13 protein-coding genes are annotated in these 15,552 nt (G+C 69.2%); 3 read left to right on the top strand and 10 right to left on the bottom strand.

Annotated features, from left to right (window positions below; genetic code table 11):
- Positions 1–24: 24 nt before the first annotated feature.
- Together G3I56_RS20980 and G3I56_RS20975 are read right to left on the bottom strand one after the other, a co-directional pair.
- On the bottom strand, positions 25–726 hold the full coding sequence (locus tag G3I56_RS20980) for a ribonuclease HII (RefSeq protein WP_164411129.1): 702 nt from the start codon (positions 724–726) through the stop codon (positions 25–27).
- Positions 727–831: 105 nt separating this feature from the next.
- The gene (locus G3I56_RS20975) at positions 832–1,455 is read right to left on the bottom strand and encodes a TetR/AcrR family transcriptional regulator (protein WP_164411127.1); all 624 of its coding nucleotides are present in this window, start codon (positions 1,453–1,455) and stop codon (positions 832–834) included.
- A 226-nt stretch (positions 1,456–1,681) separates the two neighbouring features.
- Here G3I56_RS20975 and G3I56_RS20970 point away from each other — a divergent pair, with 226 nt between their 5' ends.
- A complete protein-coding gene (locus G3I56_RS20970; RefSeq protein WP_164411125.1) occupies positions 1,682–3,238 on the top strand; it encodes a DHA2 family efflux MFS transporter permease subunit in 1,557 nt (518 codons plus the stop codon).
- A 402-nt stretch (positions 3,239–3,640) separates the two neighbouring features.
- On the opposite strand, the gene G3I56_RS20965 is transcribed toward G3I56_RS20970, so the two are convergent.
- From G3I56_RS20965 to G3I56_RS20955, 3 genes are all read right to left on the bottom strand, one after another.
- Positions 3,641–4,558 (bottom strand): ADP-ribosylglycohydrolase family protein, encoded by a 918-nt coding sequence (locus G3I56_RS20965; RefSeq protein WP_164411123.1) that lies wholly within the window; start codon positions 4,556–4,558, stop codon positions 3,641–3,643.
- A gap of 12 nt (positions 4,559–4,570) precedes the next feature.
- Positions 4,571–5,230 carry a histidine phosphatase family protein gene (locus tag G3I56_RS20960; RefSeq protein WP_164411121.1) on the bottom strand — a complete coding sequence of 220 codons (660 nt, stop codon included), beginning with the start codon at positions 5,228–5,230 and terminating at the stop codon, positions 4,571–4,573.
- Positions 5,231–5,359: 129 nt separating this feature from the next.
- Positions 5,360–5,965: a YdbC family protein gene (locus G3I56_RS20955; protein WP_164411120.1), complete on the bottom strand. Its 606-nt coding sequence runs from the start codon at positions 5,963–5,965 to the stop codon at positions 5,360–5,362.
- Between the two features lie 154 nt (positions 5,966–6,119).
- On the opposite strand from G3I56_RS20955, the gene G3I56_RS20950 reads away from it, so the two are divergent.
- Entirely contained in the window at positions 6,120–6,653 is a 534-nt protein-coding gene (locus G3I56_RS20950) for a TerD family protein (RefSeq protein WP_164411118.1), read from the top strand.
- On the opposite strand, the gene G3I56_RS20945 is transcribed toward G3I56_RS20950, so the two are convergent.
- The 3 genes from G3I56_RS20945 to nrdR all read right to left on the bottom strand — a co-directional run bounded on the left by G3I56_RS20945 (position 6,644) and on the right by nrdR (position 11,191).
- Positions 6,644–7,459 (bottom strand): DUF2785 domain-containing protein, encoded by an 816-nt coding sequence (locus G3I56_RS20945; RefSeq protein ID WP_164411116.1) that lies wholly within the window; start codon positions 7,457–7,459, stop codon positions 6,644–6,646. The two genes, G3I56_RS20950 and G3I56_RS20945, sit on opposite strands and share 10 nt — an antisense overlap.
- Before the next feature lie 109 nt (positions 7,460–7,568).
- Positions 7,569–10,472, bottom strand: coding sequence for a vitamin B12-dependent ribonucleotide reductase (locus G3I56_RS20940; protein WP_164411114.1), 2,904 nt, complete (start codon positions 10,470–10,472; stop codon positions 7,569–7,571).
- Positions 10,473–10,639: 167 nt separating this feature from the next.
- Positions 10,640–11,191, bottom strand: coding sequence for a transcriptional regulator NrdR (gene nrdR / locus G3I56_RS20935; RefSeq protein WP_164411112.1), 552 nt, complete (start codon positions 11,189–11,191; stop codon positions 10,640–10,642).
- 543 nt (positions 11,192–11,734) lie between these two features.
- Between nrdR and lexA the strand changes: the two genes are divergently transcribed.
- The gene (gene lexA / locus G3I56_RS20930; protein WP_164318350.1) at positions 11,735–12,514 is read left to right on the top strand and encodes a transcriptional repressor LexA; all 780 of its coding nucleotides are present in this window, start codon (positions 11,735–11,737) and stop codon (positions 12,512–12,514) included.
- A gap of 154 nt (positions 12,515–12,668) precedes the next feature.
- Here the strand turns inward: lexA and G3I56_RS20925 are convergent, their stop codons facing one another.
- Both G3I56_RS20925 and G3I56_RS20920 read right to left on the bottom strand, forming a co-directional pair.
- Positions 12,669–14,672 carry an ATP-dependent DNA helicase gene (locus G3I56_RS20925; RefSeq protein ID WP_164411110.1) on the bottom strand — a complete coding sequence of 668 codons (2,004 nt, stop codon included), beginning with the start codon at positions 14,670–14,672 and terminating at the stop codon, positions 12,669–12,671.
- Positions 14,673–14,756: 84 nt separating this feature from the next.
- Positions 14,757–15,518 carry a GNAT family N-acetyltransferase gene (locus tag G3I56_RS20920; RefSeq protein WP_164411108.1) on the bottom strand — a complete coding sequence of 254 codons (762 nt, stop codon included), beginning with the start codon at positions 15,516–15,518 and terminating at the stop codon, positions 14,757–14,759.
- Between the last annotated feature and the right edge of the window lie 34 nt (positions 15,519–15,552).

Raw genomic sequence — 15,552 nt, 5'->3', positions numbered from 1 at the left:
GGCACATGAGTGCGAACGGAACTGTCAGAAGTCGAAGCCGAGCTGGCCCTCGATCTCCGGAGCGTTCCCGTTCGCCCAACTGCGGGCCTTCTTGAGGTGCCGCCACTGGGGCAGCGCATCAAGATACGCCCACGACAGCCGGTGGTACGGGGTGGGACCCCGCTCCTCCAGTGCGGCCTTGTGCACGGGCGACGGATACCCGGCATTGGCCGCAAACCCGAAGTCTGCATGGTCGATACCCAGTTCGGCCATCGCTTTGTCGCGGTGAACCTTGGCGATCACGGACGCCGCCGCGACCGCCACGCACGACTGGTCACCCTTGATCACCGTGCGGACCTGCCACGGCGACCCCAGGTAGTCGTGCTTCCCGTCGAGGATGACCGCGTCGGGGCGGACCGGCAAGGCCTCGAGAGCGCGCTCCGCGGCGAGCCGCAGCGCCGCCGTCATGCCAAGGTCGTCGATCTCCTCCGGTGAGGCGTGTCCCAACGCGTACGACGTGACCCATTCCCGCAGTGTTTCCGCGAGTTGGGTACGGCGCTTGACCGCGATGAGCTTGGAGTCGGTGAGTCCCTCGGGGGGCCGCCGGAGGCCGGTGACCGCCGCGCAGACGGTGACGGGGCCGGCCCACGCGCCCCGCCCTACCTCGTCGACGCCGGCGATGACCTTCGCTCCGGTCGTGGCGCGCAGGGAGCGCTCGACGGTGTGGGTGGGTGCTTCGTACGGCATGGCGGTCTCAGCCTACGCCGCCCGGAACCCCACTCGACACCCCGGTTCCCCCAAGCGACTTGAGGCTCACCGCGGAGCACACCCGGACCGTCTTCGGGGCGGACCTCAGACCCGACCCACCCGCAGCAGCGGAACCATCAGCTGGTCGATCATCTCCTCGATGTCCCGCTCCCCCCATTCACTCCCGCACATCTTGGAGCGATACATCATCATCGCCGGAATGGCGTCGAGGACGTAGTCGTTGGCGGCGTCGGGACGCGCCTCCCCTCGCTTGATTGCTCGGTCGATGATCTCCCGAAGGAGCTCCACCGTCGGCTCGACGAGTCCTCCGAAGATCACGCTCTGGAAGCGCTCCGCCTGCGGGTTGTCGCATTCGTGAATCACCGAGCGCAGAGCGAATCCGGGGCGCGAGAACAGCGCCTCACGCACCTGCCGACAGAGTTCGAGGAGGTCGTCCCGCACGTTCCCGAGGTCGGGCGCCCGGTCGAAGCGCGGCAGCCCGGCCTGGAGCGCGTCCGCGACGAGGTCCTCCTTGGAGGCCCAGCGGCGGTAGACCGCGGCCTTGCCGGTCTGGGCGCCGGCGGCGACACCCTCCATCGTGAGCCCGTTCCAGCCGACCGTACTGAGCTGCTCCAGCGCGGCATCGAGGATCGCGCGTTCGAGCACGGCGCCGCGCCGGCGGGGGGAGGCCGCCTGAGCGGGGGCAGCCGCCCAGCGCGAAGTAACCATCTGAGTGTCTCCAGCGGGCAGGAGGGAGCGGAGGGTGCAAGTATTTATGAGGATTGTCGGTATTGAGGTGATCGCCGACGAGGTGAATCGCCGAGGTTACCCGGGTAACCGGTGGACGACCCGACGGCGGCTTCAGTGAACGCTTGCGTTCACTGTCAGGGACTCACTACCGTTCGACGCGACAGTGAACGCAAGCGTTCACTAGTGTTCTTATGGGGGACCCACAGTGACTACCTCTTCGTTGGTGAAAGACCAGAAACCAGGTGCGGCCCGCCGGGAGGGGCATCCCGGCATAGCGCTCACCGTCATCGCGGCCTGCCAGCTCATGGTGGTACTCGACGCGACGATTGTGAACATCGCGCTGCCTCACATTCAAGGCGCCCTCAAGTTCAGCACGACCGACCTCACCTGGGTGGTCAGCGCCTACACGCTCACCTTCGGCGGCCTGCTGCTGCTCGGCGGCCGGGCCGGCGACATCCTCGGCCGCCGCCGGGTCTTCCTGACCGGCATCCTGGTGTTCATCGCCGCCTCCCTGCTGGGCGGACTCGCCCAGGAACCCTGGCAGTTGCTGGCCGCACGGGCACTCCAGGGCGTGGGCGGCGCGATCGCCTCGCCCACCTCGCTGGCGCTCATCACCACCACGTTCCCCGAAGGCCCTGAGCGCAACCGGGCGTTCGGGGTCTTCGCCGCCGTCTCGGCCGGCGGCGGCGCCGTCGGTCTGCTCGCCGGCGGCATGCTCACGGAGTGGCTCGACTGGCGCTGGGTCCTCTTCGTCAACGTTCCGATCGGTCTCCTGATCGCCGTGCTCACCCCGATCTACATCGGCGAGTCAGAACGCCACCCTGGCCGCTTCGACATCCTGGGCGCGCTGACCTCGACGCTGGGCATGGCGTCCCTCGTCTACGGCTTCATCCGCGCGGCGGAGAAGGGCTGGCGGGACAGCCTGACGCTCGCATCCTTCGCCACGGCGGTGGTCCTGCTGGTCGCCTTCGCCTTTGTGGAGATGCGCGCCAAGGAACCGATCACCCCGCTGCGGATGTTCGCCGACCGCAACCGCTCCGGCACGTACGTGATCATGCTGAGTCTGGCCGCCGCGATGTTCGGCATGTTCTTCTTCATCGTCCTCTTCGTGCAGAACGTCCTGCTGTACACGCCGATCGAGGCGGGCCTCGCCTTCCTGCCGGTGACCTTCGCGATCGCCATGGGGGCGGGCCTGTCGCAGCGGTTCCTGCCGGTCCTGGGCCCCAAACCGTTCATGGTGACCGGCTCGGCACTGGCCACGCTCGGCCTCGCCTGGCAAGCGTTCATCACCCCTGACAGCTCGTACGTCGGCGGAGTGCTCGGCCCGATGCTGGTGTTCGGCTTCGGCATGGGCCTGAACTTCGTGACGCTGACCCTGACGGCGGTCTCCGGGGTCGCCGCGCACGAGGCGGGCGCCGCGTCCGGGCTGCTCAACGTCACGCAGCAGGTGGGCGGTTCGCTCGGTCTCTCCATTCTGACGACGGTGTTCGGCTCCGCGAGCCGCGACGAGGCGGCGAAACAGGTGCCCAAGTTCCTCGCCCAGGCCACGGCGGAGCAGAAGGCGGAGTTCGCCAGGACCGAGCAACTCCCCGCTCCCTGGAGCCACGAGGTGCTCGCCCACGGCATCTCCACGGCGTTCATTCCCGCCGCCGCCATGGCCGTCCTGGCCCTCGCCACCGCCTGGTTCGTCATCCGCGTCCGCAAGAGCGACCTGGAGGCCCTGGCAGGCACGGCGAGCACCACGGGCCCGGCCGGCGGCTGATCTCCCGGCAGCGGGCCCGCAGGCACTGCCGAAGGGCTCGCGGCCGACGACGGCAGCCGTGCGTCGCTCCGGGGTCCGGAGCGACGCACGGCTGCCGCGGGTCGACGTGAGGGTACGCACGGACGCCTCCGCGCCTGGCGGCGCTCCCCCCGGCGATCCCGCCCGCAGGCGTTGCCACGACGGATTCGCGCCCACCGGGTCAGTGCTCCAAGCCGCTGCACACACCCGCGCGCCTCACGGCGACTGCGGGACCGCGCGCGGCCGACGCCGCCGCACGCTCCGACGGGGCCTGACCGGACAGTGCTCCCGGCAGCACCGCGACATCCCACGAGGGCGCGCCTTCGCCCCACAGTGCGCGCTGCGCCACAGGCACGCGCGTGCGGCGCGACAGGCCCGCCCTCGCTACGACCCCGCGGGCGCCCACTCCGGCAGCGCTTCCGTCCGCTCCAGCCACGCCGCCGGCGGCGCCCCCGCCTTCCCCGCGGCGAGTACGCCGCCCACGATGGCGCAGTTCGTGTCCACGTCGCCGCCCACCTGGGCCGTCGCCCAGAACGCCTCCTCGTAGTCGCCGAGGGCGCGCGCGGCGGACCAGAGCGCGAACGGCACGGTGTCGTGTGCCGACGTACGCCGACCACAGCCCAGAACGGCCGCGACCGTGCCCGCGTCGGCGTAGTCGAGCATGTCCCGGGCGCGCCGCAGTCCGGCGGAGACGGCGCTTCTCGGGACGAGCGCGATGACGCCGTCGAGAAGCGCACCGGGGCTCGGCGGGCCGCCCGGGTCGCCCGCCAGGGCCGCGGCCGCGGCGACGGCCATGGCGCCGACCACGGCCTCACGGTGCTGGTGCGTGGGGTAGGCCGAGATCTCGGCCTGGTGGGTGGCCTGTTCCGGGTCGTCCGCGTACCAGGCACCGAGGGGGGCGATCCGCATGGCCGCGCCGTTGCCCCAGGACCCCTGGCCGTTGAACAGGGCGGACGCCAGCTCACGCCAGTCGCCGCCCTCCCGGACCAGCCGCAGGAGCCGGTTCACCGCGGGACCGTACCCGCGGTCGAAGTCGTGGTGATGCGCGAAGGAAAGGGCCAGTGCGTCCTGGTCGACGCGTTGGTGGGCGGCCAGCACGGCCACCACGGAGCACGCCATCTCCGTGTCGTCGGTCCACTGCCAGGGGCCGGGCGGCAGCTCGCGGAGCCCCAGCAGCGGGTGGTTCACGGGCACGAAGAACTGCGACCCGAGCGCGTCCCCCACCGCGAGCCCGCGCAGGCTGGCCAGGGCGCGCTCCAGGCGCTCGTGAGGAGAGGACTGGGGAGAGGAATCAACGGTCATCGCCCCGCCACTCTATCCGGTGATTCCGTACGATTCCGGATCACGCCAGCGCTCGAACGGCCGGTCAAGGGTGTACCTGCCGTCACTTCCGAGAACGAGCATCCGCATCTCCGCGTTCCCCGGATTCGACAGCGACTCGAACTCCGCGACCGTCCAGTGGAACCAGCGCATGCAGAACAGCCGCATGGCCAGCCCATGGGTCACCAGCAGCACGTTCGGTGGATGGTCGGGCGCCTCGAAGCTGCGGTAGAGGCTCTCCAGGAAGCCGCCGACCCTGTCGTACACGTCGGCGCCGGACTCCCCTTGGGCGAAGCGGTAGAAGAAGTGCCCGTACGCGTCCCGGTAGGCCTTCTGCAGCTGTACGTCGTCCCGGTCCTGCCAGTTTCCCCAGTCCTGCTCGCGCAGCCGGGGCTCCTCGCGTACGCGCATGAGGTCGGAGTTCAGGCCGAACGCGCGCAGGGTCTCGTGGGTACGACGGTAGGGCGAGACGTAGACGCTCACCTGCTCCTGCCCGAACACCTCGCGCAGCCGCTTACCGGTCTCCTCCGCCTGTCGCCAGCCGCGGTCGGTGAGGGCGAGGGCATGATCCGGCTCGCGCTCATAGACGGTGTCATCGGCATTGCCCATTGACTCGCCGTGCCGGACAAGGACGATGCGCCGTGGTCTTACCATGCCAAAACCCTAGATCGGGTAGGCGCCGACCGGGCACTCACGCGACCTCTATACGGCGTATGTCACACATGTCGTGCCCACCGAAGCGCACAAGGCGGAGCACAAGGTCCGGAACCCAGGGTCCGGACCTCAGACTATCCAGCTCGGTTCCAGTTCGACGATGTCTCCGGCGAGAGCCGCGACGTCCGCCTCCAGCTGGGCCCGCAGTGCCAGCCGCTCCACACGCTCGGCCCGGTACTTGCCGTGCTCGGCGGCCGACCGCCACATCGACAGGATCAGGAACTCGTGCCCCGGCGCCTCGCCGAACAGCCCCCGCACCATGCCGGGCGAACCCGCCATCGCAGGGTTCCAGACCTTCTCCTGCATCAGCGCGAAGTGTTCGGCGCGCTCCTCGTGCACGCGGCAGTGCGCCACCCGTACCACGTCGGAGTCCGTGAAGCGCGGCTCGAAGCCGGTCTTCACATCGAAACGGTGGTCGAACAGCTTGACCTGCTGGTCCTTGAAAGTGCCCGACTGCGTGGTGGCGAGCCGGTCATGGGACCGGGCCATGAAGGAGTCGTAGAAGGCGCGGCTCTCCCAGAAGGCGAATACGTGTGCCACGCCGGGACGCCCCCGGCTCCAGCCCCCGCCCTGCCCCCGGAATCCCGGCTCCCCCAGAAGTCCCGCCCACTTTCGCTGCCCGCGTTCGAAACCGCGGCGGTCCACCACGGTGCAGCGAATCCACTTGACCAGCACCGCGCCATCGTAAGGCCCCGTGGCGTGGCGCCGGTCACGCTCGGGCGTAGTACGACCGCGCGAGCGCCCCCGCGCGCGTGACACGATGGACAACCAGCTGTGATGTACCGGCAGTTGGAGCGACAGCACACGGCGAACGGGGAAGGAAAGTCTGGTGAAGGCGCTCAACAAGGGGATCCGCAAGGCCGAAGTCTCACTGAAGTGGGATCCGAGTCCGGCGGGTCAGCCGCCCACCGATCTCGACATCGTCGCCGCCACCTACCCGGCGACCGATCCGTACGGCGATCCCGCCTATGTGGTGCACTTCGACAGCCGCTCTCCGGACGGCACGATCACACTCAACCGGGACAGCAAGGACGGCAAGGGCTTCGGCTGGGACGAGGTCATGACACTGGAGTTCGACCGACTGGGCGCCCAGTACGCGCGCGTGGTGGTCGGCGTCATCATCCAGCAGCGCTCCACGCACCGGACGTTCGTCAGCGTCCGGGGGCCGGGCCTGCGCATTCGCGAGGGCTACACCGTCCTGGCCGAGGACGACTTCGGCGGTGTCCTGGGGGCTACGGCGGCCACGGTCGCGGAGTTCGTGCGCGACGAAGCCGGGTCGTGGGACTTCCACTCCGGCGTCCAGGGCTTCGAGGACGACCCCTCGACGTTCAGCAGGGAGATGGGCCGCACACGTCAGACCTGATCTCTCCCCGAGGGGGAGGGCAGGCAGGGGGTGACGATCGCGAGGGTGGCGGCCAGGGCGTCGAGCACGGCCTTCCGATGGGTGACCGTGCTCGGCGGGCCGTCCCCTCCCGGCGTCAGCAGTCCGCGGTCCACCAGCAGGTAGAGCATGCGCAGGGTGCGCATGGTGTTGGAGGCCCAGGGGGGCACCGGCCCCGGCTCCCCCGTCCGGAACGCCGCCGAGACGGCGTCCAGCCATCCCACCGACCCGGCGGCACCGAGACCGGGCCGGCACAGGATCTGAGCCAGCGCACGGGCGATCCGGTCGTCCTCCTGGGCGTCGAAGACCTGCCCGGTGTCGGCCAGCAGCCGCGCGACGGCCAGTTCGAACAAGGGCGCGGCATCCTGCTCCGGGCGCCGCGCGAGGGCCGCCAGCAGGTCGGCGCCGTGCGCGGCGGCATGTACCCAGCCGAGCACGGGGTCGTACCCGCGCAGATCGGTCTCGCCGGGATACCACCCGGCGAACGCCTCCCACCACTCCTGCCGCCAGTCCCCCGCGTCGGCGATCCGGGCCAGGACAAGGGGAGCGAACGCGCGCGCCTGAATGCCGGGATCGTCGAACAGCCCGGCCGTACGGTCCCCGAGCCAGCGCCGCTCCGCCACGTCGAGGCCGGGTATCCAGCGGACGGCCGTGCCATACGCCTGCTCGTCACGCACCACGGGATCCGGGGAACGGAGATCCGCGACCATCGCGTCGAGAGCGGCGGCCCGGGCAGCGCCCGAGAGTTCACCGATGTCACCGTCGTGCCGCCGTGACCTGTCGTCCATGGACGGAGATTACGCGGCCTCCGACACGACGAAGGAGGGGCACCGGCCCATGGCCGGCGCCCCTCCTCCCTCACTCACTCACCGACCGGTCAGGGACCGTCGGTCGAGGTCAGCTGCAACCGCTGGTCGACCCGCATCCCTCGCAGATGTAGCAGGACCCGGCCCGCTGCATCTTCGTACCGCAGGAGAAGCACAGCGGGGCGTCCGCCTGGATGCCCAACTGCATCTCCACCAGTTCGGCGCTGGTGTGGACCTGCGTCAGCGCGAGTTCCGGCGTCTGGGCGGGGACGGGCTTCGGGGCCGCGACGGCCTTCAGCTCCTGAGTGCGGGGCGCCGACTGGGCCAGGCCCTCGACCTCGATGCCGACCTCTTCGTCGGTCGGCTCGTAGGACCCCGTCTCCAGGTGACGCTGGCGCTCGTCGGCGGAGTGGATGCCGAGGGCGGAACGCGTCTCGAAGGGGAGGAAGTCCAGTGCGAGGCGACGGAAGATGTAGTCGACGATCGACTGGGCCATACGGACATCGGGGTCGTCCGTCATACCGGCCGGCTCGAAGCGCATGTTCGTGAACTTCGAGACGTACGTCTCCAGCGGCACGCCGTACTGCAGACCCACCGAGATGGCGATCGAGAAGGCGTCCATCATGCCCGCGAGGGTGGAACCCTGCTTGGACATCTTCAGGAAGACCTCGCCGAGACCGTCGTCCGGGTAGGAGTTGGCGGTCATGTAACCCTCGGCGCCGCCGACCGTGAAGGACGTGGTGATGCCGGGGCGGCCCTTGGGGAGGCGCTTGCGGACCGGGCGGTACTCGACGACCTTCTCGACGGCCTCACGGATCGTCGCCTCGGTCTTCGCGGTCACCGCGGTCTTCTCGTCGTCCTTCTTCTTGACGGAGAGCGGCTGGCCGACCTTGCAGTTGTCGCGGTAGATCGCGAGCGCCTTGACGCCCATCTTCCAGGCCTCGAAGTAGATCTCCTCGACCTCCTCGACGGTCGCCGTCTCCGGCATGTTGACCGTCTTGGACAGGGCGCCGGAGATCCAGGGCTGGATCGCGGCCATCATGCGGACGTGACCCATCGCGGAGATGGTCCGCTCGCCCATGGCGCAGTCGAACACCTCGTAGTGCTCGTGCTTGAGGCTCGGGGCGTCGATCACATGACCGTGCTCGGCGATGTGGGCGACGATCGCCTCGATCTGCTCCTCCTGGTAGCCCAGGCGGCGCAGGGCCTGCGGGACGGTGCCGTTGACGATCTGCATCGAGCCGCCGCCGACGAGCTTCTTGAACTTGACCAGTGCGAGGTCGGGCTCAAGACCCGTGGTGTCGCAGGACATCGCGAGACCGATGGTGCCGGTCGGAGCGATGACGGACGCCTGCGCGTTACGGAATCCGTTCTTCTCGCCGATGCGGACGACGTCCTGCCAGGCCTCCGTGGCGGCGGCCCAGATCGGCGTGTCCAGGTCGTCGATACGGACGGCCTTGCCGTTCTCGTCGGCGTGCTGCTTCATGACCCGCAGGTGCGGCTGCGCGTTACGGGCGTAGCCGTCGTACGGGCCGACGATCGCGGCGAGCTCGGCGGAGCGGCGGTACGACGTGCCGGTCATCAGGGAGGTGATGGCACCGGCCAGGGCACGGCCACCCACGGAGTCGTACGCGTGACCGGTCGCCATCAGCAGGGCGCCGAGGTTGGCGTAGCCGATGCCCAGCTGGCGGAACGCACGCGTGTTCTCGCCGATCTTCTCGGTCGGGAAGTCGGCGAAGCAGATGGAGATGTCCATCGCGGTGATGACGAGCTCGACGACCTTCGCGAAACGGTCGATCTCGAAGGACTGGCGGCCCTTGCCGTCGTCCTTCAGGAACTTCATCAGGTTCAGCGAGGCGAGGTTGCAGGACGTGTTGTCCAGGTGCATGTACTCACTGCACGGGTTCGAGCCGTTGATACGACCGGACTCCGGGCACGTGTGCCACTGGTTGATCGTGTCGTCGTACTGGATGCCCGGGTCGGCGCAGGCCCAGGCCGCCTCGGCCAGCTTACGGAAGAGCGACTTGGCGTCGACCTCCTCGATGACCTCGCCGGTCATCCGGGAGGTGAGCCCGAACTTGCCGCCCGCCTCGACGGCCTTCATGAACGTGTCGTTCACGCGGACCGAGTTGTTGGCGTTCTGGTACTGGACGGACGTGATGTCGTCGCCGCCCAGGTCCATGTCGAAGCCCGCGTCGCGCAGGGCGCGGATCTTCTCCTCTTCCTTCACCTTGGTCTCGATGAAGTTCTCGATGTCGGGGTGGTCGACGTCGAGGATGACCATCTTGGCCGCGCGGCGGGTGGCGCCGCCCGACTTGATCGTTCCCGCCGAAGCATCGGCGCCGCGCATGAAGGACACCGGGCCCGAGGCGTTGCCACCGGACGAGAGCAGTTCCTTGGAGGAGCGGATCCGGGAGAGGTTCAGGCCTGCGCCGGAGCCGCCCTTGAAGATCATGCCCTCTTCCTTGTACCAGTCGAGGATCGACTCCATGGAGTCGTCGACGGACAGGATGAAGCAGGCCGAGACCTGCTGGGGCTGCGGGGTCCCGACGTTGAACCAGACGGGGCTGTTGAAGCTGAAGATCTGGTGCAGGAGGGCGTACGCCAGCTCATGCTCGAAGATCTCGGCGTCGGCCGGGGAGGCGAAGTACTTGTAGTCCTCGCCCGCCTTTGTGTACGTCTTCACGATGCGGTCGATGAGCTGCTTGAGGCTCACCTCGCGCTGCGGGGTGCCGACCGCGCCGCGGAAGTACTTGCTGGTGACGATGTTGACCGCGTTCACCGACCAGAAGTCGGGGAACTCGACGCCACGCTGCTCGAAGTTGACCGAGCCGTCGCGCCAGTTGGTCATGACGACGTCACGGCTCGCCCACTCGACCTCGTCGTACGGGTGCACGCCGGGGGTGGTGTGGATCCGCTCGATGCGCAGTCCCCGGACCGCCTTCGTCCCCTTGGCGCGGGAACTCCGTGCCGGACCGCTCGCCGTCTCTGTCATGCCGCCTCCCAGTATCGGGCAAAACGCCCAGAAGTGTCACGTTGTTCCCATGACACGATGTGGTTTCTTGCGCTGCGGACAGGCTCTTGATGCCGCCCGCAGCAGGTCTTTGGATTGCCGCCGCCCGGGGCCGGGTCCGAACGCGTGGTCCGGGTCCGGCCCGCCGGTCAGTCGGCGGCGTTGGCGGGCACGGGGACCTGAGCAGTCCCCCCGGACCCGCGATCGTGCTGCCGGCGCCCCACGTCCGGGTCTTCGTCGTCCACGGCGGGGCCGCGCGGCGCTTCCCTGAGCTCCGCGATGGCGGCCTCGAAGTCGTCCAGCGAGTCGAACGCCCGGTAGACGGACGCGAATCGCAGGTAGGCGACGAGGTCGAGTTCCTGCAAGGGACCGAGTATGGCCAGCCCCACGTCGTGGGTGGTCAGCTCGGCGCTTCCGGTGGCGCGCACCGCTTCCTCGACCCGCTGGCCGAGTTGGGCGAGAGCGTCCTCGGTGACAGGCCGTCCCTGACATGCCTTGCGCACGCCGTTGATGACCTTCGTACGACTGAACGGTTCGGTGACTCCGGACCGCTTGACCACCATGAGCGAGCACGTCTCGACGGTCGTGAACCGGCGGGAGCAGTCAGGACACTGGCGGCGCCTGCGGATCGACGTGCCGTCGTCGGTCGTACGACTGTCGACCACACGGCTGTCGGGGTGCCTGCAGAAGGGGCAGTGCATGTTCTCCAACCCTTCCTCACAGCAGACTCAATAGCCTCGCAAGGGCCTTTGAGCCCCTCGAAGCAGCCCCCAGCATAGGTGATGCCCGAGGGACCAAAGACCCGGGGGACCACAACTTCTGGGCTACAGCCGCAATCCAACCACTAGATGTGGGGATTGGCCCGTACATCCATCGCGTAGCGCGTGTCGCACCGGTATTGGCATGTGCCGTACGGCCATACCGCCGCGGGAGACCGGATCCGGCCCGGCCGTATCGCTCGGGAACGCGCGGAGATACGGTGAAGTACCGCGCACGGCGGGGGTCGATTCCCGGTTGACCGGGTTCCGGGTGGCAGACTTGGGCATCGGCCCACGAGGTCGCCGCCCCGGCGGTGAAGGGTACAACAAAGAGCCCTTTTGTCCGCCCGGCACGGCGTTAGCCATACACCCAGACATCTGATCGTGGCAGGCCATCGGCAATTTTTCACTCGAACGTGTGTTTGGCGCAACCTTTCGAAAGCAACTACCGTTGCACTGCACGGGAGACCATCGAGAGGGGCCGACGTGACCACCACCGCAGACAGTGCCACCATCACTGCCCAGGACCGCTCCCAGAGCCGACTCGAGCCGGTGCATGCGATGAACGAAGCCACGAATCCTGAGGGACCCAAGCGGTCCCTCCCTGGACGACCTCCAGGAATCCGAGCGGACAGCTCGGGACTCACCGACCGGCAACGGCGCGTGATCGAGGTCATCAGGGACTCCGTGCAACGACGCGGTTACCCGCCGTCGATGCGCGAGATCGGGCAGGCAGTCGGCCTATCCAGTACTTCATCGGTCGCACATCAGCTCATGGCTCTGGAGCGCAAGGGATTCCTGCGCCGCGATCCGCATCGCCCGCGCGCCTATGAGGTACGCGGTTCCGACCAAGGGGCTTCCGTGCAGCCCACGGACACCGCGGGCAAGCCCGCCGCTTCGTACGTCCCGCTGGTGGGACGTATCGCCGCCGGCGGACCCATCCTCGCCGAGGAATCGGTCGAGGACGTGTTCCCTCTCCCCCGCCAACTGGTGGGTGACGGAGAACTCTTCGTCCTGAAGGTCGTCGGTGACTCGATGACCGAGGCCGCGATCGTCGACGGCGACTGGGTCACGGTGCGCCGCCAGCCGGTCGCCGAGAACGGCGACATCGTGGCCGCGATGCTGGACGGCGAAGCAACCGTCAAGCGCTTCAAGCGCGAGGACGGCCACGTCTGGCTCCTCCCGCACAACTCCGCGTACCAGCCGATCCCCGGCGACGAGGCGACGATCCTCGGCAAGGTGGTGGCGGTCCTCCGCCGCGTGTGAGAACCGCGGGAGGCGGGGTCTTGCACACCCCGCCCTCTAGCCGGGCCCCGGAACCCCTGCGCCGGTTCCGGGGCCCTGTGTTGTTCGTTGTCCCGTGTTCAGGTGCACCAATGTGCCGGCCACCGACTCAAGTCGGTGGCCGGCACGTTGATGTCTACGCTTCCTCCGCCGCCTCGGCCACGGGGACCTCCTCCGTCTGCTTCGCCGTCGCGTCGATCGCGGCCAGCGATCGACGGACCACGTTGGGGTCTGTGGTGTACCAGAAGTCCGGCAGGGACGCCTTCAGGTAGCTCCCGTACCGGGCCGTGGCGAGGCGCTGGTCCAGTACGGCGACCACACCGCGGTCGCCCGTCGCCCGTACGAGGCGGCCGGCGCCCTGGGCCATGAGGAGCGCCGCATGGGTGGCGGCGACGGCCATGAAGCCGTTGCCCCCGGCGTCCTCGACCGCCTTCTGGCGGGCGCTCATCAGCGGGTCGTCCGGGCGCGGGAACGGGATCTTGTCCATGACGACCAGCTGGCAGCTGGCGCCCGGGACGTCGACGCCCTGCCAGAGCGACAGCGTGCCGAACAGACAGGTCTGCGGATCGGCCGCGAAGTTCTTGATCAGCTCACCGAGCGTCTCCTCGCCCTGGAGGAGGATCGGGAACTCGGGGATGCGGGACCGCAGTTCCTCCGCCGCGAGCTGGGCCGCCCGCATCGAGGAGAACAGGCCGAGGGTGCGGCCCCCCGCCGCCTGGATCAGCTCCGTGAGTTCGTCGAGCATGTCCCCGCGGTCGCTGTCACGCGCAGGGCGCGCCAGATGCTTGGCGACGTACAGAATGCCCTGCTTCGGGTAATCGAAGGGCGAGCCGACGTCGACGCCCTTCCACTGCGGGAGGTCGTCGCCCGCCGTGCCCTCGGGGGCGAGGCCCAGGGAGGCCCCGACGCCGTTGAAGTCGCCGCCCAGCTTGAGCGTCGCCGAGGTCAGGACCACGGAGCGGTCCGTGAAGAGCTTCTCCCTGAGGAGGCCCGACACCGACATGGGGGCGACGCGCAGGGAGGCCCCGAATCGGTCGTGCCGCTCGTACCAGACGACGTCCCACTCGGAGCCGTTCGCGATCCGCTCCGCGACGTCGTGCACGGACTCCACCGAGGCCAGTGCCTGCTTGCGGACCGCATCCTCGTCCTGGACCGACTTGTCGCGGGTCGCGCCGATCCCCGAGATCACCGTGCGGGCGGCGTCCCGCAATGCCATCAGCGCGTAGCCAAGGTCTTCCGGGACCTCTTCCAGGCGGCCCGGCAGGGCCAGTTCCATCACCCGCTCGAAGCCCTCGGCCGCGGTCTGGAGCTGGTCGGCGGCCTTCTCGTTCACCAGCTTCGCCGCGCGGCGCACGGCACGGTTGACCTGGCCGGGAGTGAGCTCCCCGGTGGCCACTCCGGTGACCCGCGAGACCAGTTCGTGCGCCTCGTCGACGATCAGCACCTCGTGCTGCGGGAGGACGGGCGCGCCCTCGATGGCGTCGATCGCGAGCAGCGCGTGGTTCGTGACGATCACCTCGGCGAGTTTGGCGCGCTCACGGGCCAGCTCGGCGAAGCACTCGGCTCCGTACGCGCACTTCGAGGCGCCCAGGCACTCGCGGGAGGAGACGGAGACCTGTGCCCAGGCCCGGTCGGAGACACCGGGGGTGAGGCCGTCGCGGTCGCCGGTCTCGGTCTCGTCCGACCATTCGCGCAGGCGGAGCAGGTCCTGGCCCAGCTTGCTGGTGGGCGCCGCCGACTCGAACTGGTCGAAGAGTCCCTCGTCCTCGTCCTGCGGCACCCCCTCGTGGAGGCGGTGCAGGCACAGGTAGTTCGATCTGCCCTTGAGCATCGCGAACTCGGGGCGACGGCGCAGCACCGGGTGCAGTGCGTCGACCGTGCGCGGCAGGTCGCGCTCCACGAGCTGGCGCTGGAGCGCGAGGGTCGCGGTCGCGACCACCACCCGCTCCCCGTGCGCGAGCGCGGGTACGAGGTAGCCGAGCGACTTTCCGGTGCCCGTGCCTGCCTGGACCAGCAGATGGGAACCGTCGTCGATCGCCTCCGCGACGGCTTCGGCCATGGTCACCTGGCCGGGGCGCTCCGTACCGCCGACGGCGGTGACAGCAGCATGCAGGAGTTCGGGGAGTGAGGGCTTCGTCATAGCGCGACCACCCTACGGGGCGGCACTGACAATCGGGTGATCAAGGCCGGAGCGCACGGTGCGACCAGGAGTGACGCAGCGGGTCTACAGCGCATCGCGCAGGCCCCGGTCCCGGATCATGAGGGCGGCCCGCTTCGCGGGCAGGTCGACCTCGGCACCGAACCGGAATCCGGCGTTCAGGAAGGCCGACACGGAGGGCGTGTTGCGCAGGTCGGGTTCCGCTACGACGCGCGCACAGCGGGGACGGTTGTCGAGTACGAGGTCGGCGACCGCTCTGAGCAGGACACCGCCCAGTCCGCGCCCGCGATCGGCGACACCGCCGAGCAGGAGGTGCAGTCCGGTGTCGTGGGCACGGGCGGGATAGTGCCGGGCCAGTGGGTCGAGGTCGGCGCGGTAGATCTCCCAATAGCTCATCGGGGTGCCCTCCAGCACACCGAGACAGGGGACGCTGCGCCCGTCACCGTCGAGCTGGGACCGCAGATGGGCCTCGGTCAAGCACTCGGTGCCGGCGAGCTCCCAGAAGGTGGCGACGGTGGGGTCGTTTATCCAGCGCCCGATGAGAGGCAGATCGCGCTCGATCTGCACGGGGAGGAGGTGGAACGAGCCTGCGGGCGTGATGATCGGCCCCCAGTCCCCGATGCCGTCGAGGAGATCGCCGCCTGGCGCCGCCGGGACGGTGCCCGACGCATTGACGTCGTCCGCGTACATCGCGAGGAACGCGTCGGGCAGGCGCAGCTCCAGCGTGTCCTCGCTGTCGCCATCGGCGCGGAAGTCGGGGTGGCTCTCGGGGGTCGTGGCTGTTCGGAGGTCGGTACGGGCGTCGGTGCGCGCGTCGACAGGAGGCACGGGACGCTCCTCTCAGGAGATGGGGTGTGTGGTC

Source organism: Streptomyces sp. SID12488 (assembly GCF_010548275.1).
Classification (GTDB): domain Bacteria; phylum Actinomycetota; class Actinomycetes; order Streptomycetales; family Streptomycetaceae; genus Streptomyces.
The sequence above is the reverse complement of the archived record's forward strand: the minus strand, read 5'-3'. Positions and strand labels throughout refer to the sequence as shown.

What these genes read in the sequence shown, in the direction of transcription:
- G3I56_RS20980 (WP_164411129.1), bottom strand. Translation starts at nt 726, where the DNA reads ATGCCGTACGAAGCACCCACCCACACCGTCGAGCGCTCCCTGCGCGCC.
- G3I56_RS20975 (WP_164411127.1), bottom strand. Translation starts at nt 1,455, where the DNA reads ATGGTTACTTCGCGCTGGGCGGCTGCCCCCGCTCAGGCGGCCTCCCCC.
- G3I56_RS20965 (WP_164411123.1), bottom strand. Translation starts at nt 4,558, where the DNA reads ATGACCGTTGATTCCTCTCCCCAGTCCTCTCCTCACGAGCGCCTGGAG.
- G3I56_RS20960 (WP_164411121.1), bottom strand. Translation starts at nt 5,230, where the DNA reads ATGGTAAGACCACGGCGCATCGTCCTTGTCCGGCACGGCGAGTCAATG.
- G3I56_RS20945 (WP_164411116.1), bottom strand. Translation starts at nt 7,459, where the DNA reads ATGGACGACAGGTCACGGCGGCACGACGGTGACATCGGTGAACTCTCG.
- G3I56_RS20940 (WP_164411114.1), bottom strand. Translation starts at nt 10,472, where the DNA reads ATGACAGAGACGGCGAGCGGTCCGGCACGGAGTTCCCGCGCCAAGGGG.
- nrdR (WP_164411112.1), bottom strand. Translation starts at nt 11,191, where the DNA reads ATGCACTGCCCCTTCTGCAGGCACCCCGACAGCCGTGTGGTCGACAGT.
- G3I56_RS20925 (WP_164411110.1), bottom strand. Translation starts at nt 14,672, where the DNA reads ATGACGAAGCCCTCACTCCCCGAACTCCTGCATGCTGCTGTCACCGCC.